Source organism: Allobosea sp. GW823-FHT01F03 (assembly GCF_058798075.1).
Map to the genome: position 1 here is coordinate 68,246 of NZ_CM179505.1, position 17,533 is coordinate 85,778.

15 protein-coding genes are annotated in these 17,533 nt (G+C 68.4%); 7 read left to right on the forward strand and 8 right to left on the reverse strand.

The window, feature by feature from the left end; genetic code table 11:
* Positions 1-2: 2 nt before the first annotated feature.
* The 6 genes from AC3RCC_RS00330 to AC3RCC_RS00355 form a co-directional block, all read right to left on the reverse strand.
* Entirely contained in the window at positions 3-944 is a 942-nt protein-coding gene (locus tag AC3RCC_RS00330) for a PLP-dependent cysteine synthase family protein (RefSeq protein WP_492257253.1), read from the reverse strand.
* 159 nt (positions 945-1,103) lie between these two features.
* On the reverse strand, positions 1,104-1,490 hold the full coding sequence (locus tag AC3RCC_RS00335; RefSeq protein ID WP_291635855.1) for a DUF488 domain-containing protein: 387 nt from the start codon (positions 1,488-1,490) through the stop codon (positions 1,104-1,106).
* Positions 1,487-2,170: a winged helix-turn-helix transcriptional regulator gene (locus AC3RCC_RS00340; RefSeq protein ID WP_291635857.1), complete on the reverse strand. Its 684-nt coding sequence runs from the start codon at positions 2,168-2,170 to the stop codon at positions 1,487-1,489. Before AC3RCC_RS00340 ends, AC3RCC_RS00335 begins: the two co-directional genes overlap by 4 nt.
* A 100-nt stretch (positions 2,171-2,270) precedes the next feature.
* Positions 2,271-3,014, reverse strand: coding sequence for an SIMPL domain-containing protein (locus AC3RCC_RS00345; RefSeq protein ID WP_291635859.1), 744 nt, complete (start codon positions 3,012-3,014; stop codon positions 2,271-2,273).
* A gap of 193 nt (positions 3,015-3,207) precedes the next feature.
* Positions 3,208-4,455, reverse strand: coding sequence for a tryptophan synthase subunit beta (gene trpB / locus AC3RCC_RS00350; protein ID WP_492257254.1), 1,248 nt, complete (start codon positions 4,453-4,455; stop codon positions 3,208-3,210).
* Entirely contained in the window at positions 4,452-5,153 is a 702-nt protein-coding gene (locus AC3RCC_RS00355; protein WP_492257255.1) for a phosphoribosylanthranilate isomerase, read from the reverse strand. The genes trpB and AC3RCC_RS00355 overlap by 4 nt, the downstream gene beginning before the upstream one ends.
* A 185-nt stretch (positions 5,154-5,338) precedes the next feature.
* Here AC3RCC_RS00355 and AC3RCC_RS00360 point away from each other — a divergent pair, with 185 nt between their 5' ends.
* From AC3RCC_RS00360 to AC3RCC_RS00375, 4 genes are all read left to right on the forward strand, one after another.
* On the forward strand, positions 5,339-6,637 hold the full coding sequence (locus AC3RCC_RS00360) for an ABC transporter substrate-binding protein (RefSeq protein WP_492257256.1): 1,299 nt from the start codon (positions 5,339-5,341) through the stop codon (positions 6,635-6,637).
* 27 nt (positions 6,638-6,664) lie between these two features.
* Positions 6,665-7,039, forward strand: a complete 375-nt coding sequence (locus AC3RCC_RS00365; protein WP_492257257.1) for a hypothetical protein — start codon at positions 6,665-6,667, stop codon at positions 7,037-7,039.
* A gap of 168 nt (positions 7,040-7,207) precedes the next feature.
* Positions 7,208-9,031, forward strand: coding sequence for a translational GTPase TypA (typA, locus tag AC3RCC_RS00370; protein ID WP_291637957.1), 1,824 nt, complete (start codon positions 7,208-7,210; stop codon positions 9,029-9,031).
* A gap of 76 nt (positions 9,032-9,107) precedes the next feature.
* Positions 9,108-10,748, forward strand: coding sequence for a putative bifunctional diguanylate cyclase/phosphodiesterase (locus AC3RCC_RS00375; protein ID WP_492257258.1), 1,641 nt, complete (start codon positions 9,108-9,110; stop codon positions 10,746-10,748).
* Positions 10,749-10,902: 154 nt separating this feature from the next.
* Here AC3RCC_RS00375 and AC3RCC_RS00380 read toward each other — a convergent pair whose 3' ends face one another.
* Positions 10,903-11,742 (reverse strand): universal stress protein, encoded by an 840-nt coding sequence (locus AC3RCC_RS00380; RefSeq protein ID WP_291637961.1) that lies wholly within the window; start codon positions 11,740-11,742, stop codon positions 10,903-10,905.
* A gap of 200 nt (positions 11,743-11,942) precedes the next feature.
* Here AC3RCC_RS00380 and AC3RCC_RS00385 point away from each other — a divergent pair, with 200 nt between their 5' ends.
* The 3 genes from AC3RCC_RS00385 (at position 11,943) to aspT (ending at position 16,061) form a co-directional block, all read left to right on the forward strand.
* Complete coding sequence (locus tag AC3RCC_RS00385) at positions 11,943-12,881, forward strand: aldo/keto reductase (protein WP_492257259.1); 939 nt, start codon at positions 11,943-11,945, stop codon at positions 12,879-12,881.
* Positions 12,882-13,048: 167 nt separating this feature from the next.
* On the forward strand, positions 13,049-14,269 hold the full coding sequence (locus AC3RCC_RS00390) for a COG3904 family protein (RefSeq protein ID WP_291637966.1): 1,221 nt from the start codon (positions 13,049-13,051) through the stop codon (positions 14,267-14,269).
* A gap of 124 nt (positions 14,270-14,393) precedes the next feature.
* A complete protein-coding gene (gene aspT / locus AC3RCC_RS00395) occupies positions 14,394-16,061 on the forward strand; it encodes an aspartate-alanine antiporter (RefSeq protein WP_452117472.1) in 1,668 nt (555 codons plus the stop codon).
* Between the two features lie 48 nt (positions 16,062-16,109).
* On the opposite strand, the gene AC3RCC_RS00400 is transcribed toward aspT, so the two are convergent.
* Complete coding sequence (locus AC3RCC_RS00400; RefSeq protein ID WP_492257260.1) at positions 16,110-17,480, reverse strand: esterase-like activity of phytase family protein; 1,371 nt, start codon at positions 17,478-17,480, stop codon at positions 16,110-16,112.
* Positions 17,481-17,533: the final 53 nt, after the last annotated feature.

The following is a 17,533-nucleotide window of genomic DNA, read 5'->3' on the forward strand; positions in this document are numbered from 1 at the left end:
GCTCAGCCCTGCTCTGCAAGGGCGGTGCGCCAGCTGCCGAAATACTTCAGGCCGGTGTCGCACATCAGGCTGACGATCGTCGCGCCTTCGCCGAGCCGCTCGGCGAGCCGCAACGAGGCGAGCACGTTCGCGCCGGTCGAGAGCCCGGCGAACAGCCCCTCCTCGCGGGCGAGCCGCAGCGCCATCGCCCGCGCTTCCTGCGTCGAGACACGCTCGACCGCATCGGACATGCCCGCCTGCCAGAGCGGCACGACGAAGCCGGCACCGATGCCGTCGATCTTGTGCGCTCCGGGGGCGCCGCCCGAAAGCACCGGCGATTCCGCCGGCTCGACCGCGACCACCCTGATCCCCATGTCATGGCGTCGCAGCCCTGCCCCGAGGCCGCGCAGCGAGGCGGCGGTGCCGACGCTCTGAACGAAACCGTCGATCCTGCCCTCGGCCTGGTTCCAGATTTCGTCCGCCATCGCATCATAGGCGGAAAGCTGATCGCGGTTCTTCATCTGGTCGGTCCAGAAGGCGCCGGTCTCCTCCGCGATCACACCGGCGGCGGCGATCATGTCGCGGGTGAGCTTTTCGGTCATGCCCCCGCCCTCGCTGGCGATGACCGTCAGCTTCGCCCCGAGGATCGCCATGTGGTCGAGCTTTTCACGGGCGAAGGCGTCGGAGGTGACGATGTGGAGGGGGTGACGCTTCACCGCGCAGACCAGAGCGAGCGAAACCCCGGTGCTCCCGCCGGTATATTCGACCACCGCACCGCCCGGCTTCAGCCGCCCGTCGGATTCGGCCGCCTCGATCATGGCGAGCGCCATCCGGTCCTTCATGCTGCCGGTCGGGTTCTCGCTTTCGAGCTTCAGCAGGATGCGCGCGCCATTGGCGGCCGCGATCCGGCGCAGCGGGATGAGCGCCGTCTTGCCGATGCGGTCGAGAATGATCGGCTGGGTCACGTGACGCTCCTTGCATGAGGCATGTTGCATGAGGCATGCCCTTGTCGCCCGAAAGCGCCGCCCCGTCAGGTCCGGAATCCGGACCTCGCAAAGGCGAGCTTCGCGACGCGCGGCGCCTCCGGGTGAGGGCTGAGGGCAAGAGGGCCGTCGATACTGCCTTCAGCCGAGCCTCGCCCCGCGCTCCTCGAGCAGCGCACGCAGCACCGAGCGATGGCAATGCGCCTCGACCTCGCAATAGCAACCGACCGAGAAATCGCTGCCATGCGACAAGGTCGCCAGCAGGTCGAGCGCGTGGCGCGGCGCCGGTTCGGCCATTTCGGCCCTGAAGGCGCGGGTGAAGCCGGCCCAGTCCTTCTCGGTTTCGGCCGACTTGGCCTGCGCCATCAGCTCGGGCGTCGGCGACAGGACCGGGAACCAGACGTCGAACCAGTTCTCGCTGGCATAGCGCTCCTTCGGCACGCCGCGCGGCACGCGCCGGACCGTACCGATGCGCGTGCCTTCTCCGGCAGCGCGCGGCGTTCCCAGCCGAACGATACGGACAGTCATGGGCTCGTCCTTTCGGTGTCCCGCGCCGGGCGGATCCCGGCGAAGGCATAGAGCTGAAACCAATCGGGAAAGGCTGCCGCCAGCGGGCGCGGGCCTGCGATCGACAGGCCGAGCCGCCGGCTCTCCGCGAAGCCGACATCGCCGCGCCACCAGGCGACCAGCGCCGAGAGCGGTCCACGGACGCAGAGTACTTCGGGGAAGCCGGGATTCTGGCTGCAGAGCGAGGCCTCGCCCGGCCGCAGCAGCAGGAAGCGCGGCCCATGGCCGGCGATCTCGAAGCGGACGACCAGCGGCTCAGGCGGCAGGGTCTCGAAGCGGACCCGCCTTTGCATGTCGACCAGAACGGGCCCCAGGTCGAGATCCTCGCCTTCTGCGTGACGCGGCAGCCAGCGCTGGCCCCAGGCCCCCATCGCCCTGACGAGTTCGGCGAGCTCCAGGCCAGCCTGCGTCAGCACGTATTCTGGGCCCTGCCCGTCATCCCGGCGCGAAAGCGCGCCGGACAGCACGAGCGCCTGCAGACGTTCTGCGAGCATGGTCTTCGAAATGCGTGGAATGCCGCGCCGGATCTCGCCGAAGCGGCTGCTGCCGCACAGGATCTCGCGCACCACGAGCAAGGTCCAGCGCCCGCCCAGAGCCTCATGCGCGCGCGCCATCGAACAGAACTGGCCATAGCTCGTCATGCGCCGAGCCTAGCATGAAGGCGGAACCGAGGCGGTACGGAATGCGGACCGCCTCGGCCAGCTCGCCCGCCACGGGCGGGAAGGCAAAAAGCGTCGAGAATTACTGCTTTTCGATGCGCCAGACCGTGCGCAGCGTCGCGCTCACGGTGATCTCGCCGGGCTCGACCGCCATCGGCGCGCCACCCGCGGCGGCCATGCGATAGGCCCGCATCTCGCCCATCGGACGGGACGGCGACTCGGCCTCGGCTTCGACGATCGAGACGAGTTCGCCGACCTTGACGCCGAGCTTTTCGGCATAGAGCGAGGCGCGGGCCCGCGCCGCCTCGGCGGCCTTCTGACGCGCCGCGTCCTTGGCGGTGTCCTCGTTGGCGAGGCCGAACATGATCCCCGACATCTCGTTGGCGCCGGCGGCGGCAAGCGCATCGATCAGCGGACCGGCCTTGGTGATGTCACGCACGATGACGGTGAGCCCGGTGCGGGCCTCGTAGCCGTCGATCTTCGGCGCGCGCGGCTGCGGCGAGGAGGAAGCGGAAGGCTGGGTCATGCGGGGAATCAGCATGACCTGCGAGGTCCTGACGTCGCCGCCGGCGATGCCGGCCGCCTTCACCGCTTCGACCAGCTTCGCCAGCGCCGGGGTGTTCTTCGCCAGCGCCTCGGCGGCGGTCTTGCCTTCGCTGACGATGCCGGCCTGGATCGTGGCGAGATCCGGCTTCACCCTGACCTCCCCCTCGGTGCGGATGACGATGCCTTCCGCCGGTGCAAGCGGGCCGGGGCTCTGAGCCTGAACGGGAGCGGCGAGCGCCGCGAGCGCGGCGATGAGCAGGGCCTTCTTGGTCTTAGACATGATCGTCCTTCACTGGCTTGGTCCGCAGAAGCGGTGCCGCTTCTGCGCCCCGACCATGCGCAAGCCAATGGGGCAGCATCAGGACGACCCAGGGCATTTTCGCGCTTCTCCGAATCGCGGAATGCTCTAGCTCTTTGTTTTATCGCATTTTCTTCATGCGAACCGGTGTCCACTTCGCTCGAAAATACTCAGGTCACCGCGCCGCCAGAATCTCCGCCACCTGCGGGATATCCTTGTCCCCACGGCCGGAGAGATTGACCACCATCAGATGATCTTTCGGCTTTTGCGGCGCGAGCTCGGCGACCTTGGCGAGGGCATGGGCCGATTCCAGCGCCGGGATGATGCCCTCGAGCTTGGAGATCAGCTGGAAGGCTGCGAGCGCCTCCTCGTCCGTCGCCGAGAGATAGGTGGCGCGGCCGACATCATGCAGCCAGGAATGCTCCGGGCCGATGCCGGGATAGTCGAGCCCGGCCGAGATCGAATGGGCGTCGTTGATCTGCCCGTCCTCGTTCATCAGCAGATAGGTGCGGTTGCCGTGCAGCACGCCGGGGCGCCCGCCGGTAAGCGAAGCCGCATGCAGCCCGGAAGCGATGCCGTGGCCGGCCGCCTCGACGCCATAGATCTCGACGCTCTTATCGTCGAGGAACGGATGGAACAGGCCCATCGCATTCGAGCCGCCGCCGATGCAGGCGACGAGCGAATCCGGCAGGCGGCCTTCCAGCTCCTGCATCTGCTCGCGCGTCTCCTTGCCGATGATCGACTGGAAGTCGCGCACCATCGCGGGATAGGGATGCGGGCCGGCGACGGTGCCGATGCAGTAGAAGGTCGTCGCGACATTGGTGACCCAGTCGCGCAGGGCCTCGTTCATCGCGTCCTTGAGCGTCTTGGTGCCGGATTCGACCGGCACCACGGTGGCGCCCAGCATCTGCATGCGGAAGACGTTCGGCGCCTGCCGGGCAACGTCGACCGCACCCATATAGACGATGCATTCGAGGCCGTAGCGGGCGCAGAGCGTCGCGGTGGCGACGCCGTGCTGGCCGGCGCCGGTCTCGGCGATGATGCGCTTCTTGCCCATGCGGCGGGCCAGCAGGATCTGGCCGAGCACATTGTTCACCTTGTGCGAGCCGGTGTGGTTCAGCTCCTCGCGCTTCAGATAGATCTTGGCGCCACCCGACAGGCCGGAGGCCGTCGCCAAACTACGAAAGTGCTCCGTCAGGCGCTCGGCGAAATAGAGCGGCGAGGGGCGACCGACATAGTGCTTCAGCCCGTCGGCGGTCTCGGCATGATAGGCCGGATCGGCCTTGGCGGCGATGTAGGCCGCCTCCAGCTCGAGGATCAGCGGCATCAGCGTCTCGGCGACGAAGCGGCCGCCGAACTGGCCGAAGCGGCCGTTCTCGTCCGGGCCGTTCCGGAAGCTGTTGCGTGCGTGCGGCGCGTTCATGCCTGGCCTGCCTTCTTCAAGATATCGTCGCTCAGTGTCTTGGCCGCCATGCGGGCGGCCCTGACGAATTCCGCGATCCGGTCGACGTCCTTGACGCCCGGCGCGCTTTCGACCCCGGAGGAGACGTCGACGCCGGACGGCTTCGCGATGCGGATCGCCTCCGCGACATTCGCCGGATCGAGCCCGCCCGATAGCATGAAGCGGAAAGCCGGGTCGAGGCCGGCGAGCAGCGTCCAGTCGAAGGGCCGGCCATGGCCGCCGGGATAGGTCGCGTCCTTGGGCGGCTTGGCGTCGAGCAGGATCATGTCGGCGCTGTCGGCATAGGCCGCGATTCGGTCGAGATCCGCCGCGCCGGCGATGCCGAGCGCCTTCAACGCGGGCAGCCCGGTCGCGGCCTTGATCGCCCTCACGGCTTCCGGCGTCTCGCTGCCGTGGAGCTGCAGCCAGTCGGGCCGCACGAGCTGCGCGAGCTCGATCGCCCTGGCGGGCTCGAGATCGACCGTCAGCGCCACGATCTCGGCCTTGCCGCGGGCCTGCCCCGCGAGCCGCGAGGCCTGGTCCGGCATCACGAAGCGCGGGCTTCGCGGATGGAAGACGAGGCCGATCATATCGGCGCCCGCGGCGAGCGCCGCCTCGAGCGTCTCAGGCGTGGAGAGCCCGCAGATCTTGATCGGGAAGCTGGGTTCGGGGCGCGTCATCGGGGCGCTGTAGCACGATTGCGCATAATCCCGCATCCTTGCCGTTGCTGTCGCCGGCCGAGACTTGCGAACTCTTCTTGCAGACTCTTGTCGCAGGCGCTTGCCGTCACGCTCCCGCCGCCGCACTTGTGACATGATGCCGGTCGAGAGCGATCGGCACGAAGCGGGGCGAAAGCGGGCGAGGCATGGGGCGGCGCGGATTTGCGGTTCTGGCGGGGCTGCTGCTGACGGCCGGGCTCGTGGCGCTCGGGGTCTATCTCTGGAGCCAGCCGAAGACGCTGAAGCTCGCCGTCGGGCCGCTCGGCTCCGACGATGCGCGCATGGCCGCGGCCTTCGTCCAGGGCCTCAGCCGCGAGAAGAAGCCGGTCCGCCTGCGCCTCGTCCTGACCGAAGGCTCGGCCGAGAGCGCCCGGAAGATCGATGCCGGCGAGGTCGACCTCGCCATCGTCCGGCCCGACATCGCCCTGCCGGCCAAGGCCGACACCGCCCTGATCACGCGCCGCTCCTTCCCCTTCTTCATCACCGCCAGGGAACTCGCCATCGACCGCGTCGCCGGCCTGCGCGGCAAGCGCATCGGCGTGATCCGCAATCCCGCCGAGAATATCGACCTCCTGAAGCTGGTGCTGTCGCAATATGGCGTCCAGCCCGAAGAGGTCGAGATTGTCGGGTTGGCCCGCGACATGGTGATCGGCGCCGCCCGCGAGGGGCGGATCGACGCCTTCTTCGCCGTCGGCGCGATCAGCGCCCGCACGGCCAACGAAGCCGCCCAGCGCCTGCGCGCCGCCTTCGGCGATGAACCCGGCATCATCCCGATCCGCGAAGCCGACGCGCTCGCGGCCCGCAACCGGGCGGTCGAGGCCGGCGAGATCGTCCGCGGCGCGCTCGGCGGCGATCCGCCGCTGCCGGCGGAAAACCTGCCGACGATCTCGATCACTTCGCGCCTGATGGCGGCGCAGTCGCTCGACGACAGCCGCGTCGCCGATCTGGTCAGCGCGATCCTGTCGCTGCGGGTCGCGCTCGCCGGAGAGTTGCCGGCGATCCAGGGGCTCGAAACCCCGGCGACCGACAAGGACGCGCCGCTCGCGGTCCATAGTGGCGCCGCCGCCTTCATCGATGGCGAGCAGGAGACCTTCTTCGAGCTCTATGGCGACTGGTTCTATCTCGGCGTCATGGCGCTCTCGTTGCTCGGCTCCGGCGCCGCCGGCCTGCTCGGCGTCGAGAGCGCGGCACGCCGCAAGCGAGCCATGGCCGGGCTCGGCGAGATGGTCGAGCTGCTCGGCGCGATCCGCGTCGCCCCCAATGAGGCGGCCCTCGCCCGGCTCGAGCGTCAGGCCGATGCGGTGCTCGCCGAAGTGCTGGCGAGCTATTCGCGGGGCGACATCGACGCCGGCGGCGTCAGCGCCTACCGGCTCGCCATGGACCAGCTCGGCCGGGCCGTCGCCGAGCGCAGGCTGGCCCATGGCGAGCCGCCATCGGCCAGTTGAGTCCTCCCCCGACAGGAAAGCGCCACCATGCCCCCAATTCTCTCCCGGCGCGCCGGGCTCGCCCTGGCGCTTTCGCTGCCGCTCGCCCTGCCCGTCGCCGGCGGGCCGTGGCCCGGCATCGCGGCCGCGCAGGCCCAGATGCGCGGCGGCGAGAACTGGCCGGCGGTGAAATGCGAACGCTATCGCAAGGCCTATGACGAGGCGATCCGCCGCTTCGGCAGCAAGGGGCTCGGCCCGGACTTCCTCGTCCGCCACGATGCCTTCATGGAATCCGGCTGCCAGACGCCGCCCGATGTCTGCCCGCGCAGCGCCGAGGAGCTCAACCTCGCCAACATCATGGTGATGGCCGGGATGAATGCCGGCCTGTCCAGCACCTTCATGCCCTTCGCCTGCCGGAAATGAGTCGGCAACCCGCAGGGTGCGTGGCGGGACTTCGCGGCTTGCCGGTTGCCCAAACGGCGCCAAGCGTCTATGTGCAGCGCAACTAACCCCATTGTCCATTCACGCTCAGGCTGCGCCGGCCGGGAAATCCCAGTCGGCTCGCGGTCGTCAACCGAGGCCGCTTTCCGCATGTCCATGCGCAACATCGCCATCATCGCCCACGTCGACCACGGCAAGACCACGCTGGTCGACAAGCTGCTGCAGCAGTCCGGCGCCTTCCGCGAGAACCAGCGCGTCGCCGAGCGGGTGATGGATTCCAACGACATCGAGAAGGAGCGCGGGATCACCATCCTGGCCAAGGCCACCTCGGTGGTCTGGAAGGACACCCGCATCAACATCGTCGACACCCCCGGCCACGCCGATTTCGGCGGCGAGGTCGAGCGCATCCTCAACATGGTCGATTCCGCGATCGTGCTGGTCGACGCCGCCGAAGGCCCGATGCCGCAGACCAAGTTCGTGGTCTCCAAGGCGCTGAAGCTCGGCCTCCGCCCGATCGTCGCGATCAACAAGGTCGACAAGCCCGACGCCCGCGTCCAGGAAGTGATCAACGAGGTCTTCGACCTGTTCGCCGCGCTCGACGCCAATGACGAGCAGCTCGATTTCCCGATCCTCTACGGGTCGGGCAAGCAGGGCTGGATGGCGCATTCGCCGGAAGGCCCGCAGGATCAGGGCCTCGCCCCGATGTACGACCTGATCCTGAAGCACGTGCCGGCGCCGAAGGTCGAGGAAGGCCCGTTCCGGATGCTCGGCACGCTGCTCGAGGCCAACCCCTATCTCGGCCGCATCATCACCGGCCGCGTCACCTCGGGCACGGCCAAGCCGAACCAGACGATCAAGGTGCTTTCGGGCGACGGCACGACCGTCGAGACCGGGCGCATCTCGAAGATCCTCGCCTTCCGCGGCCTCGAGCGCCAGCCGATCGAGGAAGCCGTCGCCGGCGACATCGTCTCGATCGCGGGCCTGGTGAAGGGCACCGTCGCCGACACCTTCTGCGATCCCAGCGTCGAGACGCCGATCGCCGCCCAGCCGATCGACCCGCCGACCGTCTCGATGACCTTCGCCGTCAACGATTCCCCGCTCGCCGGCACGGAGGGCGACAAGGTCACCAGCCGCATGATCCGCGACCGGCTGTTCAAGGAGGCCGAGGGCAATGTCGCGCTCAAGGTCGAGGAATCCGGCGACAAGGACTCGTTCATCGTCTCGGGCCGCGGCGAATTGCTGCTCGCCATCCTGATCGAGACCATGCGCCGCGAGGGCTTCGAACTCGGCGTCTCGCGTCCGCGCGTCGTGCTGGAGCGTGACGAGAACGGACAATTGCTCGAGCCGGTCGAGGAAGTCGTCATCGACGTCGACGAGGAGCATTCGGGCGTCGTCGTGCAGAAGATGAGCGAGCGCAAGGCCGACATGCTGGAGATGCGGCCCTCGGGCGGCAACCGGCTGCGCCTCGTCTTCCACGCCCCGACCCGCGGCCTGATCGGCTATCAGGGCGAGCTGCTCACCGATACGCGCGGCACGGCGATCATGAACCGGCTGTTCCATGCCTATCTGCCCTATAAGGGCGAGATCCCCGGCCGCCGCAACGGCGTGCTGATCGCCATGGAGACCGGCGAGGCCGTGGCCTATGCGCTGTGGAACCTCGAGGATCGCGGCCCGATGATGATCGAGCCGGGCTGGAAAGTCTATCAGGGCATGATCGTCGGCGAACACACCCGCGAGAACGATCTCGAGGTCAACGTGCTCAAGGGCAAGAAGCTGACCAATATCCGCACCACCTCGAAGGACGAAGCGGTGCGCCTGACCCCGCCGATCCGGATGACGCTGGAGCGTTCGCTGGCCTGGATCGACGAGGACGAGCTCGTCGAGGTGACGCCGAAGTCGATCCGCCTGCGCAAGGCGATCCTCGACCCGAACGAGCGCAAGCGTTCGCAGAAGCAGAAGGCCGAAGTGGCCTGACGGGCTCGCGCCCATATGACAGCATCGGCGGCCCGGGCACTCGTCCGGGCCGCTTTTTTTTGGCCCGGGCTCCGGCTTGTGCGTAAACGGTTCTACAACAGCGTTCTCGCGCCGCCGGAACCGGGCCGGCGCGCGGTTTCGGGAGGCCTGCTTGTCGAGCGTCTGGAAGTATATCCTGCGGCACCGCATCAGCATCCAGGATCTGGGCATGGTCCTGGCCGTCGTGCTCGTGCTCACCTACGTCGCCTATGCGGTCGACATCTTCGTGACGCAGGGCGGCGCAGCGACGGAGCAGAGGGCGATCGAGCTCGACGAGGCGCTGCTGATCGGCGCCGTTCTGGCGGTGGGTCTGCTGATCTTCGCGATGCGCCGCTATCGCGAGCAGAAGCGCGAGATGGCCCGGCGCATCGCGGCCGAGGGCCGGGCGCGCGCGCTCGCCTATCAGGATCCGCTCACCGGGCTGGCGAACCGCCGGCAGTTCGAGGAGGCGCTGGCGAGGGCGGCCGCCTCGCCGCCGGCACAGGGGCAGGTGCACGCGGTCTATCTGCTCGACCTCAACGGCTTCAAGCAGATCAACGACACCTATGGCCACGGCACCGGAGACGAGCTGTTGCTGATCGTGGCGGAACGCCTGCTGCGCTCGGTCCGCGAGGGCGACCTGGTGGCGCGTCTCGGCGGCGACGAGTTCGTGCTGCTGGCGCAGCACCTGATGGGACTGGAATCCAGCGCCAATATCGCGCTGCGCGTCATCGACAACCTGGCCGAGCCGATCGTGATCGGCAGGGTCGAGCACCGCGTCGCGACCGGCATCGGCATCGCCTTCCTGCCGGACGACGCGCAGACGGCGCCCGAGGTGCTGCGCAAGGCCGACCTCGCCCTCTATCGCGCCAAGGGCGAACGCCGCTCCGCCTTCCGCTTCTTCGAGGAAGACATGGACCGGCTGGTGCGCCAGCGGCAGCAGATCGAACGGGAACTGCGCGAGGCGCTGCAGCAGGACCAGATCCGGCCACGCTTCCGCCCGTCGATCGATCTCGCCAGCGGCAGGGTGACCGGGTTCGAAGCGGTGCCGAGCTGGGTGGTTGCGGGCAGCGAGCGTTTCGCACCCGAGCGCTTCCTGCCGGTCGCCGAGGAAACCGGGCTGATCCACCAGCTTGCCGGGCGCGTCCTCGCCATCGCCTGCCAGGCTGCGCGCGAATGGCCCGACGACATCGTCCTTTCGGTCGACATCCTGCCGGCCCAGCTCAAGAACCGCACATTGAGCGACAATGTCCTTGCGGCGATCCGGACCGCGGGGCTGCCGCCATCGCGACTGGAGGTCGACATCTCGGAAAGCGCGATCGTGCATGACCTGCATGCCGCGAAAGCGGCCCTGGGCGCGCTGCGGCAGGCAGGCGTGCGGGTCGCGCTCGACAATTTCGGCACGGGCTACTCGAACCTCTACCACATCCGGGAATTCGGCTTCGACAAGGTGAAGATCGACCGTCGCCTGATCTCCAACATGCAGGACAAGGAGGCGGCGAGCATGGTGCGGGCGCTCGCCGGCTTGGGGCAAGGCCTCGGCGTGGTGGTGAGCGCTGGTGGGATCTCGGGTGCGGCGGGCGATGCTGCGCTGCTTGCGTCCGGCATCCGGGAAGGGCAGAGCGCCTCGCCATTGCTGTCGGCCGACGCCGCGCGCGTGCTGGCGCAGCAGGAGCCGTCTCCGGCCAGCGCGCTGTGACCGGTGCCGTCATCCTCGCTTTCCGGCCGAGGTCCGGCCGATCGCCAGATCCGCCGTCGCGCTGGATGGCCGCGCGCCACATTGGCGGCGCGCGGGATTATCGACATGGCTCGACCGGGCGAGACCCGGCTGACCGGGCCGCCGTCGTGCAGGCTCAGTGGCTCATCAGCAGCGGCCGCGAGCTGGACTTCAGCAGCGACTGGGTGACGCCGCCGAGAATCCATTCGCGCAGCCGCGAATGCTTGTAGGCGCCGCAGACGATCAGATCGGCGTCGAACTCCGCGGCGGCCATGCGGATCGCCTCGGCGACGTCCTGGCCGGCCGACAGGGCGACATTGCGGACACTGACGGCGGCGCCGTGCCGCGACAGATGCGGCGCCAATTCCGCCCCGGCGACGTATTTCGACAGGTCCTTCTCGCCGGTGACCGAGAGGATCTCGACCTCCGCCCCGGCCAGGAAGGGGCGAACCTCCGCCACCGTCCGGGCAGCGGTCGCGCTGCCGTCCCAGGCGATGAGGATACGGCCGCAGGCGAAGCGCTCGACCTCGGGCGGCACGATGATCACCGGCCGGCCCGAGTCGAACAGGGCGGCTTCGATCAGGCCGCGATCGCGCTCGGCGGCATCCTTCTCGAGGTCGAGCACGCTGAGATCATGGACACGGGCCTGACCGGCCAGGCGCCCGCCGAGCTCGGCATAGACCAGTTCCGGCGTCTCGACCGTGCTGGTCACGCCGGCGAGGCCGGCGCTGGTGCGGGCGAGTTCCGCGAAACGCTTCGCCAGCGAGGTGATACGGCGGTTCTCGGCGGCAACGAACGCCGTCCCGAAATCCCCGATCAGCGTGCCGGGGACATTGTAGCGCATCGCCGCCGCCTGGACGGTCAGATGCGCGCCGGCCTGCTGCGCGAGCGAAAGAGCATAGCCGAGCGCCGCCTCGCGCTCGCCCTCGCCTTCTTCCGTATAGGCGGTGAAGACGCTCTTGATCATCGGGGCCATGGGATCTCCGGCTGTATCAGGGTTTGGTAGGCCTATTCTAGCCGCGCATTTTGCCGCTGCTTTGCGTTCGGTCAATCGCGACCGCATCGACGGATCGCCGCGGCCTGCGCCGACGCCACGCCCGGCCCGCATTGATCGCTCTTGCCGCCCGGCCCCGGCTCTGGTCCTCTGTGCCCGACTTTCGGAGGAGAGGAACCGCCATGCTTACCCGCAATCTCGGCCGCTCGGGCCTGCGTGTCTCGCTCGTCGGGCTCGGCTGCAACAATTTCGGCGGGCGGATCGACCTTGAAGCGACGCGCAAGGTCGTCGATGCCGCCATCGAACACGGCATCACCCTGTTCGACACCGCCGACATCTACGGCAATCGCGGCGGCTCCGAGGCCGCTCTCGGCGAGGTGCTCGGCGCCCGCCGCAAGCAGATCGTGCTCGCGACCAAGTTCGGTATGAACATGGATGAGGAGGGCCTCAAGAAGGGCGGCTCACGCGCCTACATCATGAATGCCGTCGAGGATTCACTGCGCCGGCTCAGGACCGACTGGATCGACCTCTACCAGATTCACCGTCCCGATCCGCTGACGCCGATCGACGAGACCCTGCGCACGCTCGAAGACCTGATCCGCCAGGGCAAGGTGCGCTATATCGGCTGCTCGAACCTGCCGAGCTGGCAGGTCGCCGACGCCCATTGGACCGCGAAGACCCATGGTATCGAGGGCTTCGCCTCCTGCCAGGACGAGTACAGCCTGCTGGTGCGCGGCGCCGAGAAGGAGCTGATCCCGGCCGCCCGTCATTTCGGCATGGGCCTCCTGCCCTATTTCCCGCTCGCCAACGGCCTGCTCACCGGCAAGTACAGGCGCAACCAGCCGATGCCGGAAGGTGCCCGCATGACCCGTGAGGCCCAGCGCGCCGGCGAGGTGCTGACCGAGGAGAACTGGCGCAAGACCGAGAAACTCGCCGCCTTCTGCGAGAAGCACGGCAAGACCCTGGTCGAGCTCGCCTTCTCCTGGCTCGCCGCGCAGCCGGTGGTCTCCAGCGTGATCGCCGGCGCGACCCGGCCCGAGCAGATCGCCGCCAATGTGAAGGCGGCCGAATGGAAGCTCTCGGCCGAAGAGCTGGCGGAGATCGACCAGATCACCGCCTGACGGCGGAGGAGCTCGCAGACGCGCGAGACCGCCTCAAAGCCGCCCAACCGGACGGCTAGCCGTCAATCCGGCCCATGGCTCGGCTCCCGGCCGCGCGGGGAAGCGGTTGTCAAATCGGTGCGCCTGGGCTTCCCTTGCGCGGCCTCTTCATGGAGTCCCCTGCTCTCGTGTCCCGCATCGCCTCCTGCCTGGCGCTCGCCCTCTTGCTGCTCGCCTTGCCGGCAGCGGCGCAGGACAAGCCTGCGCCGGCCCCGGAGCCGATGCGGATCGTCCCGGTACGCAGCGCCGAACCGGGCTGCGAGCCGCATTGCCGCGAATGGCTCGCCGCCCAGGGCGCGATCACCAATGGCACGCTGGAAGAGCTGCGCCGCGCCCTCGCCGGGCTCGGCGGCCGCAAGCTGCCGATCCTGATCTATTCGACCGGCGGCACGGTCGAGGTCGCGATCGCCATGGGCGAGCTGATCCGCCAGCAAGGGCTCGACATCGCGGTGGCGCGGACCGTGCTGAGCCAGCGCGGTCCGGCACTGGGCACCATCGACGAGCGCAGCCCGCTCTGCTCCTCGGCCTGCACCTTCGTCCTCGCCGGCGGCGTCAGACGGATCATCCCGCCGCAATCGCGCATCGGCGTGCATCAGCAGACCATCGTCGAGACCGAGACGACGACGGTGCGCGACTACCAGATCGTGCGCCGTCGCGAGGGCGACCGCATCATCGAGACACGCGAGCTGGTCAAGGAGACCAAGGAACAGCGCACGGTCAAGCAGGAGCAGGCGACCGGCGAGATCGACGCCAAGATCGCCCGCCATCTCGATGCGATGGGGCTCGACCGCTCCTTCCTGAAACTGACCGTGTCGACCCCGGCCGACACGATGCGCTATCTGCGCCCCGAAGAGATGCGCTCGACCACGATCGCGACGCAGATCGCACCGGCGACCGCGGTCTTCGCCGAGCAGCGTTCGGATGCCGCGCCCGGCCCGGCCGATCGCCGGATCGCCTCGGCGATCCTCGGCAATATCGGCTTCGGCCAGCATCGCGGCCGGGAGATCAGGCTGGAGCTCGCGGTCCGCGAGGGCAGCCGGCCCGGCGATGTCGGCCTGCGGATGCGGTTGCTCTCCGGCAATGCCCCGATCGCGACGCGGCTGCGCACCGTCACGATCGGCCTGCCCGACAGCGCGCCGATCGTCGCCAGCAACGAGGACAGCGCGCAGCCGGAAGGGCCGATGACCACCGAGATTTCGCGCGAGCGCCTCTGCCGCCTCGGCGATCTCGAGCAGATCGTGCTGCGGATCGACCCGCGCGAGGAGGACGCCTCGGCCAAGAGCTGGATTCAGACCGGCTCCGCCGCGGAGCTGTTGCTGGCGCCGGCGCTGCGCAACGCGATCTGCTGAGCTGGACGTCAAGCCAGCAAGCTCGGACCAATAAGCCGCGATCATTGGCCCTGCGTCCAACTTGCACGCGCAAAAGACGCCGCCGATAGTCAGCTGGTCGCTGGCAGCATGACGGGGCTTCATCGTGTCGTTCATCGCGCAACCGGTCGTCGCCCTGTTCGTTTCGCTGGCGCTCGGCCATCTCATCGGCAAGATCAGGATCGGCTCGGTGGAGATCGGCGGCGTCTGCGGCACGCTGTTCGTCGCGCTGGCGATCGGGCAGCTCGGCGTCACCATCAGCCCCGACCTGAAGAACGTCGCCTTCGCGCTGTTCATCTTCGCGCTCGGCTTCACGGCCGGGCCGCAATTCTTCAACAATATCCGCGGAGGCTGGCGCTACGGCATCCTGTCCTTCGTCGAGGTCGTCACGGTGCTGCTGCTGCTGGCAGCGGCAATCCTGGCGTTCGGCCTCGATGCCGGCACGGCCTCCGGGCTCTTCGCCGGCTCGGCCACAGAATCCGCCGTGCTCGGCACCGCCTCGGAGGCGATGACGCGCCTTGCCCTGCCTGCCGCCGAAATCGAGCGCCTGCAGGGCAATATGGCGACCGCCTACAGCATCACCTATCTGTTCGGCCTCGTCGCCATCGTCGTCTTCACCACGCAGATCGGCCCGCTCCTGCTCGGGATCAATGTGCGCGAGGCCTCGGCTGCGCTTGCCCGCGAGCTCGGCGCCGATGACGATACCGCGAAGGAGAACGGCGTGCCGGAGATCGTCTCGCGCGGTTTCCGCGCCGGCGCGATCGGCGGAAGCAGCGTCGGCGCCTTCGAGAACAGCGTCAATGGGGTCGTCACCATCACGCAGGTCGGGCGCGGCGGCAGCTTCGACAAGGCGACCACCGATACGATGCTGGAAGCAGACGACATCGTGCTGGTGGTCGGCCGGCGGCGCGCCGTGATCGCGATCAGCGAGCGGCTCGGAGCCGAGGTGCCAATGCCGCCCGGCGCCAATGCTCCGCTGGTCGAGCGCGAGGTGGTTCTGACCCGGCAAGAAGTCCGCGGCCGCAGGATCCGCGACCTGCGCCGGCTTGCCAGTGCCGAATTGCGGCGCGGCGTCTTCATCTCGCGGATCCGCCGGCTCGGCCAGAACATCCCCGCCTTGCCGGGCACCATCCTGGAACAGGGCGACATCCTGACCCTGTACGGTACGGAGGATGCGATCGCCCGCGCCGGCCCGGAACTCGGCCATCTGCTCTCGCCCAGCGCGGCGACCGATTTCGTCATGCTCGGGCTCGGCATCGTCGCCGGGCTCCTGCTCGGCGAGCTCAGCCTGAAGATCGGGGCGCTCGACCTCACCCTCGGCACGGGCGGCGGGGCGCTGGTCTCCGGCCTGGTCTTCGGCTGGCTGCACATGCACCGGCCGCAGAGCGGCGCGATCCCGTCCGAGGCCGCCGCCTTCATGAAGGATTTCGGGCTGGCGACCTTCATCGCCGCGGTCGGGCTTTCGGTCGGGCCGGACGCCTTCGCCCTGCTCAAGCAATACGGGCTCGTCCTGCCGGTGCTCTCCGTCCTGGTCTCGGCCCTGCCGGCGGTGGCCTCGCTCTATATCGGCCATTATCTGCTCAGGATCGAGGGGCCGATCCTGCTCGGCGCCATTGCCGGCCAGCATTGCAGCACGCCCTCGATCAGCGCCCTGGTCTCGCTCGCCGGCAACTCGATCCCGGTGATCGGCTACACCGTGACCTATGCGATCTCGAACGTGCTGCTACCGCTGATGGGGCCTGTCGTGGTCGCCATGGCCGGGCTGATCGGCTGAGCAGCCCGGCGACGGCTTTGCGGCGCGCTCAGCGCCTCGTTTGGCGCCTCACTTGGCGGCGAGCAGTTCCTTGACCTCGATCAGCACCAGCTCGTTGTCGTCGGCCTTCTTCGGGTCGCGCGACGAGGAGAAGGGCAGGTTGTTGTCGTTGCCGACGACGATGATGCCCTTGGCGAGATCGACCACGTCGACATTCTCGATGGTGAAGAAGGGGAAGGGCAGCACGCCGTCGATGGCGCCCAGCTTCGCCTTCTTGTCGGGATCGGCAATCTTCATCAGGTCGACATGGCCGATCTTGCGCACGGCCTTGCCGACATTGGCGTCGTTCATCTCGATCTTGACGATGCGCTTGAACTTGGCGAGGTCGTGGAAGCAGTCCGGGCCCTTCTGGCCGGCAGCGCAGGCCTTGTCGGCGGTGCCTTCGCCGTTATCCCTTTCGATGATCAGCGCTGTAGTGCTGTCGATCATGTTGAAGTCGCCGATGGCGAGGCCCTTCTGCTCGAGCGGGAAGAACCAGGACCGGCCGGTCCACTTCTCGTTCTGCACGTCGAATTCGAGGATGCGCAGCACTTCCTTGCCGTCGAGCTCCTCATTGCCCTTGGTCTCGGCGTTCCAGAGCGGGCCTTCGAGCAGCGGATAGAGGAAACGACCATCCGGCGACTGCGCCATGCCCTCATAGCCCTTGGAGCGGCGGACATTGAACGCGACCGGCAGGTTCGGGGCAGCCGGCGTGGTGACGGCGAAATGGTCGGGCGAGCGGGCCGGCTTGCCGTCGATGAGCGTCTCGAACACCGCCTCGACCTTGCCGCTCTGGTCGACGCGGATGAGATAGGGGCCGAACTCCTCGGCGATCCAGATCTTGTCGCCGATCGGCTGGATCGATTCCGGATCGAAATCGGCGCCGGTCAGGTAGCGCTTCTCGGTGCCCTCATTGGCGATGCGGAACGGCACCTTCTTGTCGGAGTCGTGCAGGAAGGTGGTGGCGCTGCGCTCGATCTTGCCGCCCTCGAAATCGGCCTTGAGGCGGTGGAAGAACAGCATCGCGTCCGGTGAGTTCGCCTTGGCGCCGAAGCCGTTATCGGTCAGCACCAGGAACTCGCCATTGCCCAGCGAGCGGATGCCGGAGAAGCCCTGCACCGGCTGGCCGGCGAAGGGGGTGGAGAGGCCGGTCGGGCGTCCGCCCGAGGTGCCCATCACCGAGCCGACCTGCTCGACGCGCTTGCCGGGCGTGACGAACTTGCCGGAGACCTTGAGATCGGCCGGCGCATCGGCCGGGGCCGGGATGATGGTGTTGGCCGGCAGCAGGGCATGGCCGACCAGCTTGGCCGGGAACTCCTTCGAGCCTCCCTGGGACGCATCCTGAGCGCCGGCGAGCATGGTGGACGAGAGAAGCAGGACGGCAGCGAGGCGCAGACGCATGGAGGACTCCGGGTTGGGAAGAGCGGAAGGCCCCCGCTTCGCGCCCGGAGTTT

Coding starts and splice junctions, on each gene's coding strand:
- AC3RCC_RS00385 (WP_492257259.1), top strand. CDS start 11,943: ATGCTTACCCGCAATCTCGGCCGCTCGGGCCTGCGTGTCTCGCTCGTC.
- typA (WP_291637957.1), top strand. CDS start 7,208: ATGTCCATGCGCAACATCGCCATCATCGCCCACGTCGACCACGGCAAG.
- AC3RCC_RS00335 (WP_291635855.1), bottom strand. CDS start 1,490: ATGACTGTCCGTATCGTTCGGCTGGGAACGCCGCGCGCTGCCGGAGAA.
- AC3RCC_RS00360 (WP_492257256.1), top strand. CDS start 5,339: ATGGGGCGGCGCGGATTTGCGGTTCTGGCGGGGCTGCTGCTGACGGCC.
- AC3RCC_RS00400 (WP_492257260.1), bottom strand. CDS start 17,480: ATGCGTCTGCGCCTCGCTGCCGTCCTGCTTCTCTCGTCCACCATGCTC.
- AC3RCC_RS00340 (WP_291635857.1), bottom strand. CDS start 2,170: ATGACGAGCTATGGCCAGTTCTGTTCGATGGCGCGCGCGCATGAGGCT.
- AC3RCC_RS00355 (WP_492257255.1), bottom strand. CDS start 5,153: ATGACGCGCCCCGAACCCAGCTTCCCGATCAAGATCTGCGGGCTCTCC.
- AC3RCC_RS00380 (WP_291637961.1), bottom strand. CDS start 11,742: ATGGCCCCGATGATCAAGAGCGTCTTCACCGCCTATACGGAAGAAGGC.
- AC3RCC_RS00365 (WP_492257257.1), top strand. CDS start 6,665: ATGCCCCCAATTCTCTCCCGGCGCGCCGGGCTCGCCCTGGCGCTTTCG.
- trpB (WP_492257254.1), bottom strand. CDS start 4,455: ATGAACGCGCCGCACGCACGCAACAGCTTCCGGAACGGCCCGGACGAG.
- AC3RCC_RS00345 (WP_291635859.1), bottom strand. CDS start 3,014: ATGTCTAAGACCAAGAAGGCCCTGCTCATCGCCGCGCTCGCGGCGCTC.